General features: G+C 70.0%; 20 protein-coding genes. 4 read left to right on the forward strand and 16 right to left on the reverse strand.

Annotated features, from left to right (window positions below; all coding sequences use genetic code 11):
- The first annotated feature begins 56 nt into the window (after positions 1-56).
- Positions 57-461, forward strand: a complete 405-nt coding sequence (locus tag A2790_RS13775) for a VOC family protein (protein WP_293392667.1) — start codon at positions 57-59, stop codon at positions 459-461.
- On the opposite strand, the gene A2790_RS13780 is transcribed toward A2790_RS13775, so the two are convergent.
- The 5 genes from A2790_RS13780 to A2790_RS13800 form a co-directional block, all read right to left on the reverse strand.
- Positions 424-1,068, reverse strand: a complete 645-nt coding sequence (locus A2790_RS13780; protein WP_293392670.1) for a glutathione S-transferase — start codon at positions 1,066-1,068, stop codon at positions 424-426. The two genes, A2790_RS13775 and A2790_RS13780, sit on opposite strands and share 38 nt — an antisense overlap.
- A 96-nt stretch (positions 1,069-1,164) precedes the next feature.
- Positions 1,165-2,868 (reverse strand): tetratricopeptide repeat protein, encoded by a 1,704-nt coding sequence (locus tag A2790_RS13785; RefSeq protein WP_293392673.1) that lies wholly within the window; start codon positions 2,866-2,868, stop codon positions 1,165-1,167.
- Positions 2,869-2,978: 110 nt separating this feature from the next.
- Positions 2,979-4,805, reverse strand: coding sequence for a DUF885 family protein (locus A2790_RS13790; RefSeq protein WP_293392676.1), 1,827 nt, complete (start codon positions 4,803-4,805; stop codon positions 2,979-2,981).
- Between the two features lie 9 nt (positions 4,806-4,814).
- Complete coding sequence (locus A2790_RS13795) at positions 4,815-6,617, reverse strand: DUF885 family protein (RefSeq protein WP_293392678.1); 1,803 nt, start codon at positions 6,615-6,617, stop codon at positions 4,815-4,817.
- Positions 6,617-8,425 (reverse strand): DUF885 family protein, encoded by a 1,809-nt coding sequence (locus A2790_RS13800; RefSeq protein ID WP_293392681.1) that lies wholly within the window; start codon positions 8,423-8,425, stop codon positions 6,617-6,619. Before A2790_RS13800 ends, A2790_RS13795 begins: the two co-directional genes overlap by 1 nt.
- A gap of 188 nt (positions 8,426-8,613) precedes the next feature.
- Here A2790_RS13800 and A2790_RS13805 point away from each other — a divergent pair, with 188 nt between their 5' ends.
- The gene (locus A2790_RS13805) at positions 8,614-9,912 is read left to right on the forward strand and encodes a M20/M25/M40 family metallo-hydrolase (protein ID WP_293392684.1); all 1,299 of its coding nucleotides are present in this window, start codon (positions 8,614-8,616) and stop codon (positions 9,910-9,912) included.
- Positions 9,913-9,916: 4 nt separating this feature from the next.
- Positions 9,917-11,107: a TIGR03862 family flavoprotein gene (locus A2790_RS13810; protein WP_293392687.1), complete on the forward strand. Its 1,191-nt coding sequence runs from the start codon at positions 9,917-9,919 to the stop codon at positions 11,105-11,107.
- Between the two features lie 5 nt (positions 11,108-11,112).
- Here A2790_RS13810 and A2790_RS13815 read toward each other — a convergent pair whose 3' ends face one another.
- Entirely contained in the window at positions 11,113-11,973 is an 861-nt protein-coding gene (locus A2790_RS13815) for a TauD/TfdA family dioxygenase (protein WP_293392690.1), read from the reverse strand.
- Positions 11,974-12,026: 53 nt separating this feature from the next.
- Here A2790_RS13815 and A2790_RS13820 point away from each other — a divergent pair, with 53 nt between their 5' ends.
- Positions 12,027-12,863, forward strand: a complete 837-nt coding sequence (locus A2790_RS13820) for a phytanoyl-CoA dioxygenase family protein (RefSeq protein ID WP_293392693.1) — start codon at positions 12,027-12,029, stop codon at positions 12,861-12,863.
- Here the strand turns inward: A2790_RS13820 and A2790_RS13825 are convergent.
- The 10 genes from A2790_RS13825 to fliQ form a co-directional block, all read right to left on the reverse strand.
- Positions 12,860-13,483 (reverse strand): PEPxxWA-CTERM sorting domain-containing protein, encoded by a 624-nt coding sequence (locus A2790_RS13825; RefSeq protein ID WP_293392695.1) that lies wholly within the window; start codon positions 13,481-13,483, stop codon positions 12,860-12,862. The genes A2790_RS13820 and A2790_RS13825 overlap by 4 nt on opposite strands.
- Before the next feature lie 96 nt (positions 13,484-13,579).
- Positions 13,580-14,317, reverse strand: a complete 738-nt coding sequence (locus tag A2790_RS13830; RefSeq protein WP_293392697.1) for a dienelactone hydrolase family protein — start codon at positions 14,315-14,317, stop codon at positions 13,580-13,582.
- Between the two features lie 5 nt (positions 14,318-14,322).
- Positions 14,323-15,135 carry an SDR family NAD(P)-dependent oxidoreductase gene (locus A2790_RS13835; protein ID WP_293392699.1) on the reverse strand — a complete coding sequence of 271 codons (813 nt, stop codon included), beginning with the start codon at positions 15,133-15,135 and terminating at the stop codon, positions 14,323-14,325.
- A 76-nt stretch (positions 15,136-15,211) separates the two neighbouring features.
- Positions 15,212-15,454: a hypothetical protein gene (locus A2790_RS13840; protein ID WP_293392701.1), complete on the reverse strand. Its 243-nt coding sequence runs from the start codon at positions 15,452-15,454 to the stop codon at positions 15,212-15,214.
- Between the two features lie 59 nt (positions 15,455-15,513).
- Positions 15,514-15,843, reverse strand: a complete 330-nt coding sequence (locus A2790_RS13845; protein ID WP_293392704.1) for a metalloregulator ArsR/SmtB family transcription factor — start codon at positions 15,841-15,843, stop codon at positions 15,514-15,516.
- Complete coding sequence (locus A2790_RS13850; protein ID WP_293392707.1) at positions 15,843-16,472, reverse strand: SRPBCC family protein; 630 nt, start codon at positions 16,470-16,472, stop codon at positions 15,843-15,845. Before A2790_RS13850 ends, A2790_RS13845 begins: the two co-directional genes overlap by 1 nt.
- Positions 16,473-16,532: 60 nt before the next feature.
- Positions 16,533-18,617, reverse strand: coding sequence for a cell cycle histidine kinase CckA (cckA, locus tag A2790_RS13855; protein WP_293392741.1), 2,085 nt, complete (start codon positions 18,615-18,617; stop codon positions 16,533-16,535).
- A gap of 88 nt (positions 18,618-18,705) precedes the next feature.
- Positions 18,706-19,785, reverse strand: a complete 1,080-nt coding sequence (gene flhB, locus A2790_RS13860; RefSeq protein WP_293392710.1) for a flagellar biosynthesis protein FlhB — start codon at positions 19,783-19,785, stop codon at positions 18,706-18,708.
- Positions 19,782-20,543, reverse strand: coding sequence for a flagellar biosynthetic protein FliR (gene fliR / locus A2790_RS13865; protein ID WP_293392713.1), 762 nt, complete (start codon positions 20,541-20,543; stop codon positions 19,782-19,784). The genes flhB and fliR overlap by 4 nt, the downstream gene beginning before the upstream one ends.
- Positions 20,544-20,561: 18 nt before the next feature.
- On the reverse strand, positions 20,562-20,825 hold the full coding sequence (fliQ, locus tag A2790_RS13870; RefSeq protein ID WP_068875782.1) for a flagellar biosynthesis protein FliQ: 264 nt from the start codon (positions 20,823-20,825) through the stop codon (positions 20,562-20,564).
- Positions 20,826-20,858 lie beyond the last annotated feature (33 nt).

Genomic DNA, 20,858 nt, shown 5'->3' on the forward strand with positions numbered 1-20,858 from the left:
CACCGCGTTCCGCGGTCCCCCTCCCCCAACGGGGGAGGAGTGAGTAGTGAAGCGTCATGCCTGCCAGACTCGCCCTCACCGCCCTCCTCGTCCGCGACTACGACGAGGCCATCGACTTCTATGTCCGCAAGGCCGGCTTCGAGCTGGTCGAGGACACCGACATGGGCGGCGGCAAGCGCTGGGTGGTCGTCCGGCCCCGCGGCTCGCAGGGCGGGCTGTTGCTGGCGAAGGCCGTGGGAGACCAGGCGCGCGCCGTGGGCGATCAGGCCGGCGGGCGCGTCTTCCTGTTCCTGGAGACCGACGACTTCGCCGGCGACCACGCCCGCATGAGCGCGGCCGGCGTCAGGTTCCTGGAGGAACCCCGCCACGAGCCTTACGGGTCCGTGGCGGTGTTCGAGGATCTCTACGGGACGAAGTTCGACCTCATTCAGCGGGCTCCGGCTGCGGCTGGGCGGCCATGAGCGCATTGTCGATCTCGTCGGCCCGCAGGGCGGCCGGCCGGTTCACGTGGCGCTCGGCATAGGCTTCAAACACCGGCCGCTTCTCGATCATGCCGAAGTTCATGCCCCACGACAGGTGCGAGGCGATGTAGAGGTCGGCGGCCGTGAAGCCGTGATCATCCAGGAACTCGCGCCCCTTCAGGACGCCTTCCAGCGTGTTCAACACGTCGCCCATGCTGCCGAAGCCGACCGAGATGCGCTTGTCCTCCGGTACGTCGACGTTCAGCGTCCCGAACGCCACCGCCTGCTCGATAGGCCCCGCGCCAAAGAACAGCCAGCGATAGTACGGCCCGCGCAGCTTGCTGCCCGACGGCGGCGCCAAGCCCGCCTGCGGAAAAGCGTCGGCCAGGTAGGCGCAGATCGCCGCGCACTCGGTCACCACCACGCCGTCGTGGACGATGGTGGGAACCTTGCCCATGGGGTTGATCGCCAGGTACTCGGGCGACTTGGCCGCTCCGCTGGCCCAGTCGAGGATCTTCGTCTCGTAGGGCTGGCCGACCTCCTCCAGCATCCAGCGGATGATCCGGCCGCGCGACATGGGGTTGGTGTAGAAGACGATGTCCGACATGGGTGTTCTCCCTTGGTCCGGACCCATTCAACACCGCTCCTGCTGACAGGGCCATGTCAGCAGGATGGCGCCACCTGTTGCAGTCTGCCTCTTCGATCAGAGGCGGGACGTGGCGATCGGGGTGTCCGAGCGCCGCCAGGCCTCGCCGAACTCGGCCAGGGCCTTCTGCGCGTCGGCGGCCTTGCCCTGGGCCTCCAGCGCCTTGGCCAGGCCCATGAGCGCCCAGCCGTCGCGGCGGTAGTGGTGCAGGCTCTCGCGGTAGACCGCCTCCGCCTCCGCCGGCTTGCCCGCCTCGATCAGCGCCGCGCCCAGCAGATGCGCCACCGGCCGGTGCCAGTAGGCGGGCTCGGTGTAGGGCAGCGCCCGCTCCAGCGTCTGGGCCTTGCGGAAGTGCTCGATGGCCCCGGGCAGGTCACCCGACTTGCGTGCGATCTCGCCGTCCACGCTGGCCAAGGCCACCGCGATCATCCCGGCCGCCGGAACCCCGAACGCATCATAGCGGTCGAACTTGGCGTTCTGCAGCGGCGCCAGCTTCTTGCGGTCCGCGCGGGCGGCGGCGAGGTCGCCGGTGTTCGCGTGGGCGAAAGCCCGGGCGTACAGCCACATGGCGTTGTCCAGCGTCAGCATCTTGTCGGGCGCGGGCTCGGCCAGAATCTCGCGGTACTTGCCGAACCGCAGCTGGGTGACAGTCGGGGTGAAGTTGTAGAGCTCGGCCACCGAGAGCTGCTTGGCCAGGTTCGGCGCGTCCACCGCCTTCACCAGCCGGCGCGAGGCGTCGATGGCGGCCTGGTAGCGCCCCTCCATCTCGGCCGAGGTCCATAGGAAGTGAATGTTGTGGCCGTAGTAGCCGGCCGGATAGAAGCCCTGCGCCTTGCAGGCGATGATGTAGTCCTCGTCCACCTTGGCCGCGGCCTCGTTGGCCGCCGCGGCGTCGGCATAGCGCCCGACCCGGTAGTAGATGTGGCTGGGCATGTGCACCACGTGCCCGGCGCCCGGCATCAGCTTCAGCAGCCGGTCCGCCGCCGCCTCCGCGCGCTCCGGCGTGGTCGAGGCCTCGACGGCGTGGATGTAGAGGTGCAGCGCGCCCGGATGGTCCGGCGCCGTGGCCAGCACCTTCTCCAGCGTGGCGACGATCTGGGCGCCGTGGCCTTTGGGCGTCTTGCCATCAGCCTGCCAGTAGTCCCAGGGCTGGGTGTCCATCATCGCCTCGGCCCAGAAGGTCTGGGCGTCGATGTCGTCCGGATACTTGGCCGCCAGGTCGCCCATGGCGGCGGCGAAGGCGGCGTTCAGGGCCGCCCGGTCGGCCCCCTTCTTTTCCGCGTAGCGGGTCGCGAGGGCGGCGATCCAGGCCTGTTCGCGTTCGCTGACCTTGGGCGCGGCGGCCTGGGCGTTCTTCAGCGCCATCCATGCCGCCGGGATCGCATCGTCCGGCATCGGCAGGTTGATGTTCGAACCCAGGGCGAAGCTCACCCCCCACCAGCACATGGCGCAGTTGGGGTCCAGGCGCGCGGCCTCGCGGAACGAGCGGATCGCCTCGGCGTGGTTGAAGCCGAACACCAGGTTGACGCCCTGGTCGAAGAACTTCTGCGCCTCGGGCGTCGCCGTCACCTTCATGGTGTGGGCGCCCAGCCCCTGGAACACCGGCGCGCCGGGCTTGTCGGCCTGGCCGGCGTAGATCGACGGCATGGGCGGCAGACCCATGCTCATGCCGGTCATCTTCGACATGTCGTGCTGCTGGGCGCCGGCCCCGCCGGCCCACAGGCCCGCAGCGGCGGCGAGCAATGCGACGCGGATCTTCATGGCTGTCCCTCCCAAACCTTCGAGGCCGGGAGGTTGGCGCCAATCCGCGCCCATGACGACTGTACCGACGGTCGGTTTTCCGTGAACGGCCGAAAAGACCGTCCCCGACCTCAGGTCTGGGAGGCCACCCACGCCTGCACGTGCCGCTCCAGAACCGTCAGCGGCATGGCGCCGGAGAGCAGGACCGCGTCGTGGTAGGCCTTGAGGTCGAACTTGGCGCCCAGCTTCGCCTTGGCGTCCTCGCGGACCTTGGCCCAGACCGTGTGGCCGACCTTGTAGCTGTTGGCCTGGCCGGGCGAGGAGAAGTAGCGTTCGACCTCGCGCTGGGCGCGGCTCTCGGTGTTGCCGATGGTGTCGACCATGTACTGCGTCGCCTGGGCCCGGCCCCACCGCTTGTAGTGGATGCCGGTGTCGGTCACGAGGCGCGCGGCGCGGAACAGCAGCGACTGCAGGTAGCCCGCCTGGCCCAGCGGATCGCCCTCATAGGCCCCCATCTCGTCGGCCAGCTGCTCGGAGTACAGCGCCCAGCCTTCCGAGAAAGCCGAGAAGCCGAAGCCCGCCCGGCGCAGCATGGGGATCCGGTCGCTCTCCTGCGCCAGGGCGATTTGCAGGTGGTGGCCGGGCACGGTCTCGTGGACCGCCAGGGTCTTGAGGTTATAGCGCGGCCAGTCACTGGTCTCCTTGAGGTTGATGTAGAAGGCCGCCGGCCGCGAGCCGTCCAGCGCGGCGCTCTGGTAGTAGCCGTTCGCCGCCCCGTCCTGGATGAACGCCGGCACCCGCCGCACCTCCACCTTGGCCTTGGGCAGGCTGTTGAACGCGCGCGGCAACAGGCCGTAGAGGTCGGCCACGTCCTTGTTGAGGTCGGCCAGCATCTGCTCGCGACCGGCGTCGGTGGCCGGATAGACCTGGCGCGGGTCCTCGTTCAGCTTCATCAGCCGCTGGGCGATCGTGCCCTGCGTCATGCCCTGGGCCTTCAGGATCGCGTCCAGCCGCGCCCCGATCTCGGCCACCTGGGTCAGGCCCAGCTGATGGACCTCCTCCGGCGAATAGTTGGTGGTCGTCGAGGCCTTCACCGCGTCGGCGTAGTAGGCATCCCCGCCCGGCAGCGCCCACACGCCGGTGTCGGGCTTGGCCTTGGCCCGCACCTTCTCCATGGCCGCGATCTGGCGGTCGAGAGCCGGATAGACCTCGGTCTCGACAATCTTCTGCGCACGGGCCGCCCAGTCGCCGTCCAGCTTCGCCGCCGCGGCCTTCCGGCCGATGGAGGTGGTCAGGATGACCTTGTCGGCGGGCTGGCCCCGCAGCGCCCGCATCTGGCCCAGCGACAGGTCGCACACGAAGTCCGGCGGGACGACGCCGGCGGCGACGTCCGTGGCCTGCCGCGCCACGTCGTTGTCCATAGCCTTGGCGAAGGCCGACAGGCGCGAAAGGTAGGCCTGCGCGTCCTCGGCATTGGCGATGCGGTGCTGGCTGTCCAGGAAGTCCGGCACATTGGCATAGGCGCCGCCGCGCTGGCTGATGACGTAGGGGCTGAAGTTGCCGCCCACGTCGCCGAAGCGGTACTTGTCCCCGTTCCGGACCGCTTGCTCGTTCGCATAGAGCACCACGTCCAAGTCGACCTTCGACCCGGCCGACAGCTTTTCGCGGTCGATGGCCTTCAGCTCGCCCACCCAGCGGCGGGCCCGCTCCAGGCGCTTCTGCTTGCCGGCGGCGGAATTGTCGTCGAGCTGGCTCTTCAGCGCCGCCCGCGCGCCCTTGTCCAGGCCCAGCGACGTGGCGAACCGGGGGCTGTCGTCCACCGTCTGTTCGAACATCCTGTCGAGCTGGGCGCGGAGCTTCGCGTCCTCGGCGCCGCCCTGCGCGAACGCAGGCGCGGCGGTGGCGAGCGCGGCCCCGGCGGTGGTGAGGAGGAAGCGGCGGCGGTCGATCTGGGTCATCGGGGTCTCTTAAGCCTTCTGCGCCGCGATCCAGCGGTCCACCACGCCCTCGACCACGGTCAGGGGCATGGCGCCGCCGAGCAGCACGGCGTCGTGGTACTTGCGGATGTCGAAGCGGGGCCCGAGCTCGGCCTGCGCCTTGGCCCGCAGACGCAGCCAGGTGAGCTTGCCCACCATGTAGGCGCAGGCCTGGCCGGGACGGATGCAGTAGCGCTCGATCTCGGTCGTGGCGGACGAGGTGGGGCTGCCGTCGATCGAGCTCATGGTCTCGATCGCCTTCTCGCGGCTCCAGCGCATGGAATGCAGGCCGGTGTCCACGACCAGGCGCGCAGCCCGGAACAGCGAGGCCTGGATCTGCCCCAGCTCGCCCAGCGGGTCGTCCTTGTACTCGCCCATCTCCAGGGCGACCTGCTCGGAATAGAGCGCCCAGCCCTCGGCGAACGCCGGGAAGCCCGCCATCTTGCGCAGCATCGGCAGGTCGGCCTCCTGCTGCAGCGAGCGCTGCAGGTGATGGCCCGGGACCGCCTCGTGGTAGGTCAGGGTCTTCAGCGTCCAGGACGGGTTCTCGGCGCTGTCCCGCAGGTTGATCCAGTAGATGCCCGGCCGCGAGCCATCCAGGGCGGGGCGGTTGTAGTAGCCGCCCGGCGCGCCGGCCTCGATGAACTTGGGCACCCGCCGGATCTCGACATTGGCCTTGGGCACGGTCCCGAACATGGACGGCAGGCGCGGCCGGATCTCCGCCACGATGGCGTTCAGGTCGGCGATCAGCTTCTCCTTGGCCTCGTCCGTATTGGCATAGTGGTATCGGGTGTCCTTGAAGAGCGCGGCGATCCGCTCGCCCACCGTCCCCTTGGTCATCCCCTGCCCGCGCAGGATGGTCTCGGCCCGCGCGCCCAGCTCCTTGGCCGTCTCGAGGCCCATCTGATGGACCTCCTTGGGCGTCAGCGTGGTGGTGGTGAAATTGCGCAGGGCGTCGCGGTAGTAGGCCTCGCCGTCCGGCAGCTTCCAGACGCCGGCGTCGCGGTTCGCCCTGGGCTGCAGCGACTGCAGCAGCGCGATCTGCCGGTCGAGGGCCGGATAGACGTCCGACGCGACGATCTTCTCCGCCTGCGCGCCCCAGTCGCCGGCGACGCCCTTGGCCTGGGCGCGACTCGTCAACTGCGTGGTCAGCGGCGAGGCGGCGGGCGCGGAGCTGCGCAGGCCCTGCATCTGCTGCAGCGCCCGTTCCAGGATGAAGGCCGGCGGGATCACGCCCAGGCCCACGTCATGGCGCACCCGCGCCACCTCCTCGTCCATCACCGTCCCGAAGGCGGCGAGGCGGGCGAGATAGGCGTCGCAGTCCGCCCTGGTCTCGATGGCGTGCTGGGAGCCGAGGAAGTCGGGAATGTCCTGGTAGGCGCCGGTGAGCTGCGACAGGACGTAGGGCTGGCCCGCCCCCTCCATGCCGTAGGCGTAGCGCTTCCCCGCCGCCGCGTCGCCCTCAAGCGTGAACAGCACCGCGTCGTAGTTCGGCTGTTCCGACGGGCTCAGCTTCGAGCGGTCGATGGTCTTGAGCTCGGCCAGGTGGCGGACGGTGCGGGCCTTGGACTGGGCCAGGTTCTCCAGCGAGGCGCTGTCCAGCTTCGACTTGGCCGCCGCGCGGGGGCCCTTGTCGAGCCCCAGCCGGGTCACGGCCTCGGGCGAGTCCGCCAGGTTGTCCTCGAAGAACCGGTCGAAAACGGCCCGAAGCCTGGCGTCCTCCGGCGTCGCGGCGTGCGCCGCGGGAGCCAGCGCCGCCGCAGCCGCGGTCGCGAGAAATGCGCGCCGATCCATCAGGCCTTGGCTCCGGCGATGTAGAGGTCGACGACGTTCTCCAGGGCCGTGAGCGGCATGGAGCCCGACAGCAGCACGGCGTCGTGGAACTTGCGCGGGTCGTACTTGGCCCCGAGCGCTTTCTTCGCCTTCTCGCGCAGGCGCAGGATCGTCACCTTGCCGACCATGTAGCTGCAGGCCTGACCCGGCCAGACCGAATAGCGCTCGATCTCCTGGGCGGCCAGCGGCTCGGGGTCGCCCTCGATGGCGCGCATCTCCGCGATGGCCTTCTCGCGGCTCCAGCGCAGGTCATGCAGCCCGCTGTCCGTGACCAGGCGGGCCGAGCGCAGCAGGGCGTCATGGATATAGCCCAGCTCGTTCAGCGGCTCGCCCTTGTAGACGCCCATCTCCTGGACGACCTGCTCGGAATAGAGCGCCCAGCCCTCGGCATAGGCGCCGAAGCCCATCACGCGGCGGATCATCGGCAGGTCGGCCTCGCGCTGCAGAGTGATCTGCATGTGATGGCCGGGATTGCCCTCGTGGTAGGTCGTGGTGGGCAGGAACCAGTACGGGCTCTCGGCCGTGTCGCGCAGGTTCAGCCAGTAGACCCCCGGCCGCGAGCCATCGAGGCTGGCCGCCTCGTAGTGGGTGGAGGCGCCGCCCTCCGTGGCCGGCGGGATCCGGCGGATCTCCAGGGGCGCCTTTGGCAGCGTGCCGAACTGTTCGGGCAGCCGCTTCTGGATGCCGGCCACCACCTGGTTCAGGTCGGCGATGATCTTCGCCTTGCCCTCGTCGGTGTTGGGATAGACGCCCTTCTTGCTCTCGTAGAGCGCGATGTAGCGCTCGCCGACCGTGCCCTTGGTGAAGCCCAGTTCCTTGAACAGCACGTCCGCCCGCGCCGAGAGCTCGGCGGTGACGTCGCGGCCCAGCTTGTGGACTTCCGCCGGGCTGATCTTGCTGGTCGTCTGGGCGTAGAGGACCTGGGCGTAGTAGGCCTCGCCGTCGGGCAGGCGCCAGCAGCCGGCGTCGTGCACGGCCTTGGGCTTCAGGCTCTCCAGCAGCGCCATCTGCCGGTCCAGGGCCGGGATCACCTTGCCGTCGTAGATCGCCGTCGCCTGGGCCATCCAGTCGCCGGCCACGCCCTTGGCCTTGGCCTTTGTCGCCAGAGAGGTGACCAGGGTCGACTTGTCGGCCGGCGCGCGCAGCACCGCCATGCCCTTGAGGGCCCCGGCGATGGCGAAGTCGGGCGGGATTACGCCCAGGCCCACGTCGTGGCGCACGCGCTCGACCTCGGCGTCCATCATCGCGGCGAAGGCTTCGAGGCGAGCGAGGTAGGCCTGCGCGTCCTCGCGGGTCTCGACGGAGTGCTGGCTGTCCAGGAAGTCCGGCACCTCCTGCCAGGCGCCGCAGATCTGGGCCAGGACATAGGGGCTGCCCGCGCCGGCCGCGCCGTACTTGAAGCGCCGGTTGCCGTCCTCGGTGGTCTGCAGTTCGAACAGCAGGGTGTCGTAGTTCACCGCCGCCATGCCCGAGAGCTTCGAGCGGTCGATGGCCTTCAGCCGCCGGAGCTGGTCGGTGTTGCGCGCCTTGCGCTTCTCGACGCCGGCCAGGGAGGCGTCGTGCAGCTGCGCCTTGGCCGCGGCGCGTTCGCCCTTGTCGAGGCCGAGGGAGGTCACAAGCTCGGGCTGCTCGTCCAGGGTCTCCTTGAACACCTCGTCCAGGAAGCGGGCCAGCTGGGCTTCGGCCCCGCCGGGTTGAGCGGTGGCCCTCGTCGCCGCCAGTGTGGCGAGAGCCCCAGCGGCGATCATCAGCTGCCGACGGTTCTGCACGAACGCGCCTCCCCAGTTACAGGTTATGTGACGCGAAGGCTTAGAGGTCCCGGCATGCGAGCGGCAAGCGAGGGGCACGGATCGGCGCATTAATTCCCGGTAATGCGAAACATCCTGCCCTTACAGCCTAGCGAAGGGCGGTCGGATCGGTTGATATGACCCCGCTCGCAAGCAAGGATTCCATCACGATGTTACGCGTCTCGCGGCTTGGGCTCGCCGCCGTCCTTTCGCTCACCCTGGCCGCCGGCGCGACCGCCGCCCCGCGATCCTCGTCGGCCGAGCGCACCGTCCAGGACATCCGCGACAGCGCCGGCTTCCAGGCCGCCATGAAGACCCTGGACCGCGAGCACGACCGCATCGTCGAAGACACCATCACCCTGACCGAGATCCCTGCCCCGCCGTTCAAGGAGCAGAAGCGGGCCGAGGCCTACATGGCCATGCTCAAGGCCCACGGCCTGACCGACGTGGAGATGGACGCCGAGGGCAACGTCATGGGCCTGCGCCGCGGGACCGGCCCCGCCGGCGGCCCGCTGGTGGTGATCGCCGCGCACCTCGACACCGTCTTCCCCGAGGAGACCAACGTGAAGGTCCGCCGCGAGGGGACCAAGCTGTTCGCCCCGGGCGTCGGCGACGACACCCATTCGCTGGCGGTGCTGCTGGGCTATGTCCGCGCGCTGGACGCCGGCAAGGTCAAGACGAAGAAGGACATCCTGTTCGTCGGCAACGTGGGCGAAGAGGGGCCGGGCGACCTGCGCGGCGTCCGCTACATCTTCACCAAGGGCAAGTACAAGGACCGCATCGCCGCCTTCTTCTCGATGGACGGGACCTCGGCCGAGCGGGTCACCTTCGGCGCCGTCGGCTCCAAGCGCTACCGGGTGACGTTCAAGGGCCCCGGCGGCCACAGCTACGGCGCCTATGGCCTGGTCAACCCGATGGCCGCCATGGGAACGGCGGTGGTGGAAATGAACAAGATCGTCACGCCCACCCAGCCCAAGACCACCTACGCCACCAGCGTGGTCGGCGGCGGCACCAGCGTGAACTCCATCCCCGACGCCATCTGGCTCGAGGTCGACATGCGCTCTGAGAGCAAGGACGAGCTGGCCAAGATCGACGCGAAGTTCCTCCAGATCGTGGGCGAGGCGGTGAAGGCCGAAAACGCCGCCCGCTCCACCCGCGCCGGCGAGATCTCGGCCGACATCAAGCAGATCGGCGAGCGGCCCACCGGCGCCACCCGGGAAGACGCCGAGATCGTGCGCATGACCGCCGCCGCCGTGCGCGCCGCCGGCTACACCCCGGTGCTGGGCGCCAGCTCCACCGATTCCAACATCCCGATCAGCCTGGGCATTCCCGCCGTGACCATCGGATCGGGCGGTGTCGGCGGCCGCGCCCACGCGCTCGACGAGTGGATCGACGTGGCCAAGCCGGAGAGCCTCAAGGGCATGTCCGTGGGCCTCGCGGCCCTGCTGGCGATGGCCGGGGGCGACTAGGCGCATGGCCGCCGTCACGGTGATCGGCGGCGGGCCCGCGGGCCTGTTCGCGGCCGAGACCCTGGCGGCGGCGGGACATGCGGTCACCCTCCACGACCGCATGCCCTCGGTGGGCCGCAAGCTCCTGATGGCCGGCCGCGGCGGGCTGAACCTCACCCATTCCGAGGATTTCGAAGCCTTCGTCGGCCGCTACGGCGGGGCCGCCGCGCGACTGCGCCCGATGCTGGAGGCCTTCCCGCCCTCGGCGCTCACGGCCTGGGCCGAAGGCTTGGGCCAGCCCACCTTCGTCGGCTCGTCGGGCCGCGTCTTTCCGAAGACGCTGAAGGCCTCGCCCCTGCTGCGGGCCTGGCTTGCCCGGTTGGTGGAGCTGGGCGTCACCATCCGCACCCGCAGCGAATGGCTGGGCTGGACCGAGGACGGCGCCCTGCGCTTCCGCACGCCGGACGGCGAGACCACCGAGCGCCCCGATGCGACCGTCCTGGCCCTCGGGGGCGCGAGTTGGCCCAGGCTCGGCTCGGACGGCGGCTGGGCCGCCTGGCTAGGCGACGTGGCGCCCTTCCGCCCCGCCAACATGGGCTTCGACGTGGCCTGGAGCCCGGTGATGCAGGCCTTCGCCGGCCAGCCGCTCAAGGGGATCGCCCTCGGCTTCGAAGGTCGCACCGTCCGCGGCGAGGCCATGGTCACCCGCTACGGTCTGGAAGGCGGCGCGCTCTACGCCCTCTCCGCCCCGCTCCGCGACGCCATCGAGGCGAAAGGCTCGGCGGAGGCGACCTTCGACCTGCGGCCCGAGATGACCGCGGGCGCCCTCACCGCGCGCCTAAGCCAAGGCAAGCCCGGCCAGTCGCTCGCCAACCACCTGCGCAAGGCGCTGAAGCTGTCGCCGGTGGAGATCAACCTGCTCCGCGAAGCCCACGGCAAGGACCTGCCCACCCAACCGGGCGCCCTGGCCGCCGCGATCAAGGCCGCCCCGATCCGCCTGACCGGCGTCCAAGGCCTCGCCCGCGCGATCTCCTCGGCCGGCGGCGTGCGCCTGGACTCCCTCGACGACCATCTGATGCTCAAGGCCCGCCCGGGCGTCTTCGTCGCCGGCGAAATGCTGGACTGGGAAGCCCCCACCGGCGGCTACCTGCTCCAGGCCAGCTTCGCCACGGCGCTCACGGCCGCGCGCGGCGCGGAGGCGTGGCTCAAAGCCTGAGCAGGCTACTCCGCCGCCACCGCCTGCGCGGCCGGCCAGGGGTCCACCGTCACCCGCCGCATGTGGCGGCGCTGGCCGGGGTAGTCGTTCAGGGCGAAGTGCCAGACCGACCGGTTGTCCCAGAACGCCACCGACCCCTTCGCCCAGGCGAACCGCCAGGTGAAAGCCTCGTAGCGGCAATGGTCGAACAGATAGTCCAGCAGCGCCTTGGATTCCTTGGTCTTCCAGCCCTCGATCCGCAGGGTGAAGGCCGGGTTCACGTACAGCGCCTTGCGGCCCGTTTCCGGGTGCACCAGCACCATCGGATGGACGTACTCGCCCACATAGCCGTCCGCCTCGGCCACCTGCATGGCGCCGCGCTTCTGGGCCGAGTGGCCCTGGGCGGAGTATTCGCGGCTGGCGGAATGGACCGCGTTCAGCCCCTCCAGCGTCTTCTGCAGGCCGGGCGACAGGGCCTCGAACGCCGCCGCCTGGCTGGCGAACAGGGTGTCGCCGCCCCACGCGGGCAGTTCGACCGCATAGAGGATCGAGCCGATGGCCGGGGTCTCCAGGAAACTCATGTCCGAGTGCCAGCCGCCGCCGAAGTTGATGCGGTCGGAGGGCTCCTTGATGATCTCCATCACCTCCGGCTGGCCGGCCATGCCGGTGACGTAGGGGTGGATGTTCAGCGGCCCGAACCGCCGGCCAAACGCCACCTGCTGGGCCGGCGTCAGGTCCTGGTCGCGGAAGAAGATCACCTGGTGCTCGACCAGGGCGCGGCGGATCGCGGCGATGGTCTCGTCGGGCAGCGGCTGGGCCAGGTCCACGCCGGAGATCTCGGCCCCGAGCGCGCCGGCCACGCGGCGGATGTTCAGGCTCTGGCTCATCGGGCGTCCTCCGGTCGGCGTGTTATGCTGCCAGAATAGGGAGGCGCAGCGAGATGGACAAACCCACCGCCCGATTCGACGCCGACGCCCACGCCGCGGAGATCCGCGAGCAGGGCTTCACGGTGATCCGGGACTTCATGGACGCGGGCACGCTGCAGGCGGTGCGCGATGGCCTGGCGCCCTACATGGGCTCCCATCGGGGCCGCAACGCGTTCGAGGGCTTCAGCACCGAGCGCATCTACACCCTGGTGGCGCGGGCCAAGGTGTTCGAGGACCTGACCGAGGAGCCGCGCATCCTGGCGCTGCTCGACCGGTTTTTGCAGCCTGGCTACCTCCTGACCGCCAGCCAGTCGATCCAGATCAATCCCGGCGAGGCGGCCCAGGACCTCCACACCGACGACGGCTTCTACCGCCAGCCCCGGCCCCGGCCGGCGCTCAGCATGACCGTGATCGCCGCGATCGATCCCTTCACGGCCGAGAACGGCGCTACCGAGGTGATCCCGGGCAGCCACCTGTGGGGCGACTACGGGGCCGATGGCCGCCCGAACACCGTCGAGGAGATGACCGCCATGCTGGTCCCGATGGAGATCCCGGCGGGCGCCTGTTTCGTCATGGCCGGCACGACCATCCACCGCGGCGGCGCGAACCGCAGCGACAAGCCCCGCCTGGCCTTCACCAACCAGTATTGCGAGCCCTGGGGCCGGACGCAGGAGAACTTCTTCCTCGGCATCCCGCCGGAGCGCGCCCGGACCATGTCGCGCCGCCTACAGACCCTGCTGGGCTACGACATCTGGCCGCCCTTCATGGGCATGGTCAGCTCGCTCCACCCCCGCAAGGCGCTGGAGCCCGGATGGGTCCCGCCGGTGGTGGCGCAGGCGCCGGAGGCTTAGCCCGCCGGCTGCGCGGACGGCCGGCGCCGCAGCGCCGCGCCCGCCGCGCCGAAGCCCAGGATCATCAGCGCCCAGGCGCCCGGCTCCGGGACCGCCGCGGTTTCGAAGGCCACGTTGTCGATCTGCAGGTAGGGCGCGCTCTGCTGCAGAGTGAACGAGGTCACGCCGCTGAGGTTGAGGTTAAGCGTCTGCAGCCCCACGTCAGCGTCGAGGTTGAAGAAGCCCTCGTGCGCGCCGCCGCCGTCGACCCAGCTGTAGACGATGGGTCCCGCCGATCCGTTGTTGTAGACGTCGGCCACGTCGAAGCCCGCCAGGAAGAAGGCCCCGCCGCCGGTCCGCGTGATCGTCAGGAACGACCCGATGAATCGCTGGAAGAGCGTCGCGCCGCCGGGATCGGCGTTGTAGGCGTCGCCCTCGCCCCAGTGGTTCAGCTCATGCAGGTTGCCCGGCCCACCCACGCTGGACACAAAGGTCAGACCGGCTTCGGAATAGGTCGTCCCGTCGCCCGTCACGCCCAGGGCTGGCGTCGCGGTGGCGTCGAAGGTGACGATGGCCGCCGCGGCCGGCGTGGCGAAGGCGGCAAGGGCGACAAGCGCCGAGGCGACGAACAGCTGCTTCATGGATTCCCACTCCCCACGCGACTCGAGGCGTCGCCGTAGTGGCAACCTATGCGCGCAGCGCACACTCGCAAGCCGAGTCGCCCGAGGGGCGAGCCCCTACCCCAGGTTCCGCCGGAAGAGCGCTAACAGGCGTTCCCAGTGCCGCTCGGCGGCGGGCTTGTCGTAGACCGGGCGCTGCGGGAAGGCGAAGCCGTGGTGGACGCCGGGATAGATCTCGACCTCGGCGTTGGCGCCGGCGCTCTTCAGCGACGCATCCAGCGCCTCGACCATCTCCAGCGGCGCATAGGTGTCATGTTCGGCGCAGGCGAAATAGAGTTCGGCCTTCGTCCTCTGCGCGGCCAGGTGCGGGCTGTCCGGCCGGTCGGTGACGAGCTGGACGCCATACAGCGAGGCCGCGCAGGCAATGCGCTTCGGATGGCGCGCGGCGGCGTTGATCGCGTACTGCCCGCTCATGCAGTAGCCGATGGCCGCCGCCGGGCCGGGGCTGGCCGCCGGGTCGCGACCGGCGAAATCCAGCAGCGCGTCGGTGTCGTCCATCACCATCGCGATGTTGATCGAGCCCATGAGGTCGAACATGCGGGCGCGGGCCTCCGCCTCGGGCAGCGGCGGCAGGCTGGCCAGCTCCAGCACGCCGCGCCGGTAGTAGAGGTTCGGCAGCATCACATAGTAGCCCGCGGTGGCGATGCGCCGGGCCATGTCCCGCAGTTCCTCGCGGATCGCGGGCGCGTCCATGAAGAACAGCACGACAGGGTGCGGTCCGCCGCGTTCGGGATGGGCGATGAAGGTGGTGGTCTTGCCGTCCTTGGTGGCGATGTCGACGGTCTGCTCGAGCATGGGGGTCAAGCCAGTTCGGTGGGAGCGATCCCCAATTCTTTGAGCAAAGGCTCGGCGTAGTCGATACGTCCCGTCATGGTCTTCGGGTCGCCGCTGGCGAGGCGATAGACGGCCTCGGCGATGAACCCGATCGGCTGGACGCGGTCGCGGGTCTGGTCGTTGATCAGGCCGTGCACCGCCACCCCGGGCGTGTCGACCAGGCCCGGCGAGACCACGTTCACGGCGATGCCGTCGTCGTAGACCTCCGAGGCGAGACCGGTGGTGAACCGCTCCAGCGCCGCCTTGCACATGCCATAGACCGTGCCGCCGCCCCGGCGATTGTACGGCGGCTTGGGATGCAGGCCCGCGGGCGAGGAGATGTTGACGATCCAGCCGGCCTTCCGCTCGCGCATCGACGGCAGCACCAGTTGGCTGAGGTGGAATGGCGCCCAGACCTGGACCTCCATCATCAGGTCGAACCGCTTCTTCGGGAACGTCTCCACCGGGATGAAGAAGGTCACCGCCGCGTTGTTGACCAGGATGTCGATGGGCCCGAACAGCGCCGCCGCCTCGGCCACCAGCCGCTCCCGGTCGGCGGCGTCGGACAGGTCGGCCTTCACGAACGCCGCCTGTCCACCCAGGCGGCGGATGCGGTCGATGGTGTCGTGCAGCGTCCCAGGCAGCTTGCTTTCGCCCGCCTCGGCGGTCCGCGCGGAGACCACCACCTTGGCGCCCTCCATGGCCAGCCGCACGGCGATCGCCTCGCCGATGCCGCGGCTGGCGCCGGTGACCAGGGCCGTGCGGCCCTTCAGCGGCCCATTGGGGTTCACGCTCGCCATCGCATCGTCCTCCCGTACCGTTCTTTCTGATTGCCGGTACGGTCGCGCGGCGCGAGGCCGGGCGCAAGGGCGGTCTCTAGTCGGGCTTGCGGACAGTCAGCCGGCCGACGGTCAGTTCGTCGATCTCCAGCTTGCGGATCCGCACCGTGCGGGCGGTCACGCGGCCCAGCACCAGCCGGCCGATCGCCAGGGCGCCGATCGCCATCGCGCCCACCGCCAGGGCCCCGGCCGACGCGGCGAACAGGGTGGCGGCCCCGGTGGCGCTGGCGCCCACAGCCGTCGCGCCCGTGCGTCGGGTGGGCAGGGTCTTGTCGCTCATGCCGGAACTCCGGTTGGCCAAGGCCGATCCATCGCGCCCCCGCGCGGAGGACTCAAGCGCTAGCCTTCCCGCTTGCGTTTGCCGCGCGCCACCTCGGTCGCCAGCGCCTCCAGCTTGGGCGCCCAGAACATCCGGAAGCGGTCGAGCCAGGCGTCGACCTCGCGCATCGGCCCGGCGTCCACCGCATAGATGCGTCGCGAACCATCGATCCGGACGCTGGCGAATCCGGCGTCGCGCAGGACCTTCAGATGCTGCGAGACCGCGGACTGCGTGATGCCGAACTCGGCCTGGACCACGGCGGTCATGTCGCCGGACGACCGCTCGCCCTCGGCCAGCAGTTCCAGCAGCCGGCGGCGGACAGGATCGCCCAGGACATCGAACGCATGCATCAGCCGCCTGTGTAGAAGGCCGCGGTGTTTTGCGCCATCCGACGTGCGGTCGCCGGATCCTCGCCCGACGCGATGTGGGCGGCCGACCAGGCGTCGGCGGATCCGCGCATGAAGCCCTTCGCCTCCTCCGAGGCCATCCAGGCCGGATCGGTTTCAGGCGGCTTGGCCTCGCCCGAAGCGAGGTGCAGGCCAAGGCCCAGGAAGCCCAGGTCCCAGCCAACGCCCACCGCGGCGGGCCCGTATTTCCGCCAGTGTTCTCCGTCCAGATCCGTGGCCGGGAAGATGTGCTCCAGGGTGAGCCGGGCGCCTTGCCCCTCCGGGGTCAGCCTCACCGTCACCCAGCTCGTCGCCCCCGCAAATTCCCAGCTCAGGTCCAGCGCCTGCGCCGGCTCGCACCGCAGGATCGTCCCGCCGGCGTTGCCCTCCACCTGGTAGCGGCCGCCCAGCCTCAGGTCGCCGCTGACTGGCGAGAACCAGCGCGGAAGGCGCTCGGCGTTCGTGAGCGCGTCCCAGAGGTCCTCGGGGTCGGTGGGATAGACCCGGGCCGCGACGACCGCCTTGGCCGGCTTGCCGTCCCATTCCCGGTCGGCGACTTCCCGGAACTCGGCCCCGATGGCGTTCGACAGCATATGCGTTCCTCCTTGAAGGAGGCGTTCTAGCAGCCAGCGCTTATATAAGTCGACTCTAAATCAGGCCGCCTTCTGCAGTTCCTGCTTCACCCGCTCGGCCAGGGTCTTGATGTCGATGGGCTTGGGCAGGAAGGAGACGTTGCGTTCGCCCTCCAGCAGGTCGGAGAACTCGCTCTCGGCATAGCCCGAGATGAACATCACCGGCGCGCTGCCCAGGTACTGGCGGGCCTGTTTCAGAAGGTCCGGCCCCTGCATGCCGGGCATGACCACGTCGGAGATCATCAGGTCGATCCGGCCGGCGTGCTCCTCGGCGATCTCCAGGGCCTCCTCCCCGCTGGCCGCCTCGATGACCTCGTAGCCGCGCGCGCGGAGCAGCTTGGCCGCGACGCCGCGGACCGCATCCTCGTCCTCGACGAACAGGATCCGGCCGGCCCCGGAGAGGTCGCGGGCCGCCGGACGCTTCGGCGCCGCAGGCGCAGCCGCCGCGGGAACCGCGGGCGTCTCGGCGACCGGCGCGACGTGCACCGGCAGGAAGATGCGGAACGCCGCGCCCTGCCCGGGCTTGGAATCCACCGCGATCCAGCCCTCGGACTGCTTGACGATCCCATAGACGGTGGCGAGCCCCAGGCCCGTGCCCTCGCCCACCGGCTTGGTGGTGAAGAAGGGGTCGAAGATCTTGTCCATCACCTCGGGCGGAATGCCGGGGCCGTCGTCCGAGACCTCGACCATCGCCTGGTCGCCCTGGGCGGTGGGATAGCCCAGGCTGCGGGCCTCCTCCTGCGTCACGCGCGCGGTCCGGATGCGGATCACGCCGCCGCCATGGCTGCGGATGGCGTCGCGGGCGTTGACCACCAGGTTCATCACCGCGGTGTCGAGCTGGCTGCGGTCGGCGCGCACGTGGGGCAGGTTGCGGCCATAGTCGGTGACCAGCTTCACGTCCTCGTACAGCAGCCGGCGCAGCAGGACCTCGGACTCCGAGACCATCTCGCCCACGTCCAGGATCTCGCGCTGGACGGTCTGCTTGCGCGAAAAGGCCAGCAGCTTGCGGACCAGGTCGGCGGCCCGCATGGACGTCTGCTTGATCTCGTTGAGGCCCTCGTAGGACGGATCCCCCACCGGGTGGCGCGTCGACAGCACGTCGAGCTGCATCAGGATCGCGGTCAGCAGGTTGTTGAAGTCGTGCGCCACGCCGCCGGCCAGCTGGCCGATGGCCTGCATCTTCTGGCTCTGGGAGAGCTGCAGCTCGACCTGCTTCTGGTCGGAGACGTCCACCAGATAGGCCACCCAGCGGCCCGGGCTCTGCGAGAGGTAGAGGTGGGCGATGCGGGTCGGGTCGTGCGCCAGGCGCACCTCCAGCGGCGCGTGGCCGTCCCGGGCCTCGCTGAGGCGCATGGCGGCGTCCAGCCGGCTGGTGGGCTCGATCAGGTCCCCGAACACCTGGCCGGGCTCGCCGCCCTTGGCGACCGCGGCCAGCGCGGGGTTGGCCTCGATGATCCGGGCCTCGAACGGGTCGTCGCCCTCCAGCAGCGCCGCGCCGAACGGCGAGGCGGCGGCGAAGGCGTCCAGCACCTTGGGCGGCGGCGCCTTGGCCCCGGCCACCGCGTTCAGCACCTCCATGGCCGAGGACGGCAGCGCCAGGGGGCCGGTCCCGCGGCCGGTCAGGCGCACCAGGAACCGGCGCGGCCCCAGCGGAGAGACCAGGGCCTCGCGCTCCTGGCCGCCGGTCCTGACCATGGCTCGGCCCAGCTCGCCGCGACGCGCGGCCGCCAGGGCGCCGAACAGGCTGGAGGCCGCCGCCCCGCTTTTCGGGAGCCGGGGCGCCGTGCCCATGGCTTCGCGCCAGGCGGGGTTGGTGGTCAGCAGCCGGCCGTCCGGCGCCGCGACGGCGGACGGCTCGCCCAGGGCCGACAGGAAGGCTTCGGCGCCCGCCTCGGTCTCGGCCGGCGCCTCCACCGGGCCCCGCAGCACGAAAAGGCCCAGGCAGCAGACGCCCGCCAGGCCCACCAGCAGCATGGTGCCGGCCAGGGTTTCGAGGCCCGCGTTGAGCGCCGGCGCGAAGGCGAAGGCGGCGGCCAGCAGGAAGAAGAACACCGCGAGCGCGATGAACGGATCGACCTTCGATGGCTTGGACGAAGGCTCGGCCATGGGCAGCGTCAGCGCCTCTCGCGAATCGTTGGTCTGCATTGTGTCACAACGGTTTAGGGCGTCAGGGGGCAAAGTCGGCGAGCCGTCTCTACCGGTGGGCGGCGCGGCGCTTCCCCGCGCCCAGGAGGAAGCCGATGATCTTGGCCACGGCCTCGAAGTGCGCCGGCGGGATCATCTCGTCGATATCGACCGAGGCGTAGAGCGCCCGCGCGAGCGGCGGGTCCTCGATCACCGGGACGCCCGCCTCCTCGGCGATGGCGCGGATCTTCAGGGCCAGGCTGTCGAGGCCCTTGGCGACGCACATGGGCGCGGCGGTCTCGCCCTGCTCGTACTTCAGCGCCACGGCGTAGTGGGTCGGGTTCATGACCACCACGGTCGCCTGCGGCACCGCCTGCATCATCCGCCGGCGCGCGCGCTCATAGCGGAGCTGCTTCTGGCGCGCCTTCACGTGCGGGTCGCCTTCGCTGTTCTTGTAGTCCTCCTTGACCTCCTCCTTCGTCATCTTCTGACGCGTGAGGAAGCGCTGGCGCTGCCAGAACCAGTCGCCGCCGGCGACCAGCAGGCTGAGGCCGACGACCGCGAACACCAGCCGCTTCAGGATGTCCATGCAGAACGGCAGGATCGCGCCCACGTCCAGCGCCGACAGCGAGGAGAACTTCGGGACCACCGGCTTCAGGATCCACCAGGCCAGGATCGCGATGACCGACACCTTCACCAGCGACTTGGCGAACTGCATCAGGCCGTCGGGCCCGAACATCCGCTCGAACCCCTTCTTCGGCGAGATCTTCGACAGTTCGGGCTTCAGCTTGTCGGGCGTGAACCGCAGGCCGGTCTGCATCAGGCTGGCGCCCGAGCCGGCGACGGCGGCCGTCAGCATCACCGCCAGCAGCGCGGGCGCGCCGGCCAGCATCGCATAGCGCAGGATCTCGACCCCGCCGTGGCCCTCCACCGACATGTCGGCGGGATGGGCGAAGAACGGCAGCAGCCGATTGGCCATGTCCTTCGCCAGCCAGCCGCCGGCCATCACCAGGACACCGGACACCGCGGCAAGCACCGCGAACGGGCCAAGGTCCGGGGTCTTGATCCCATCGCCCTTGGCCTTGGCCTTCTCGAGCTTCTGGGGTGTCGCCTCTTCTGTTTTTGAGTCTTTTTCGGGCGCGTCGCTCATTGGCCGGCGAACGTCCCGGCCAGTTCACGGAAGCGGTCGATCCAGACCATGCCGATGACGCCCAGGCTGAGGGCGAAGATCGACAGCCCGCCCAGCACCATCAGCGGCGTGGCGACGAAGAACACCTGAAACTGCGGCATCACCCGGCCGACCAGGCCGGTGGCGACGTTGAGGATCAGCGAAAACACCACCACCGGCGCCGCGAGCTGCAGGCCCAGGCCGAACGAGCGGCTGACCGTCTGCACCGCCAGCTGCCCCGCGTCGGCGACGGGAATGTCGCGGGTGAAGGGGAACAGCTCGAACGAATTGACGATCGCGGCGATGAACAGGTGGTCGAGGTTGGTGGCGAAGATCAGCACGATGCCGATCATGCCGAGGAAGGTGCCCAGCGAGGTCGAGGGCTGGGCCTGCATCGGGTTCGCGGTCTGCGAGAAGGACAGGGTCGTCGCCATGGAGACGATCTCGCCGGCCGCCGACAGCGACACCATGAAGAGCCGCAGGATGCTGCCGATCAGGAGGCCGATCAGGACCTCCTTGATCACCGCCAGGCCGAGGTCGGCCGCACCGCTCGGGATCGGCGGGACCGTGCCGCCGATCAGGGGGAAGATCATCAGGGTGAAGGCCAGGGCGAACGACAGCCGGATGCGCGGCGGCACCAGGGTTTCGCCCAGGCCGGGCAGCAGCATGATCACCGCGCCGATCCGCGCGAAGACGAGGCCGGCGGCGAAGACCTGCTGGGCGGTCGCGTAGGACTCCACGGAGCCGGACCTCCCCGCCTACATGCCCGCGATGCGGGCCGCGATGTTGCGCATGAAGCCGCTCATCAGCGCGCCCATCAGCGGCATGAAGACCAGCAGCGAGACGAAGATGGCGACGATCTTCGGCGCGTAGATCAGGGTCTGCTCCTGGATCTGCGTCAGCGCCTGGAACAGGCCGATGCCCACGCCCACCACGAGGCCGACCAGCATGACCGGCGCGCAGAGCTGGATGGTGAGCCAGATGGCGTCGCGCCCGACGTCCAGAACCTCGGCGCCGCTCATGGGAAACCTCTTCGGGAAAGCTCGCCGGACGGA

It is taken from the genome of Phenylobacterium sp. RIFCSPHIGHO2_01_FULL_69_31, from assembly GCF_001824475.1.
Lineage (GTDB): Bacteria > Pseudomonadota > Alphaproteobacteria > Caulobacterales > Caulobacteraceae > Phenylobacterium.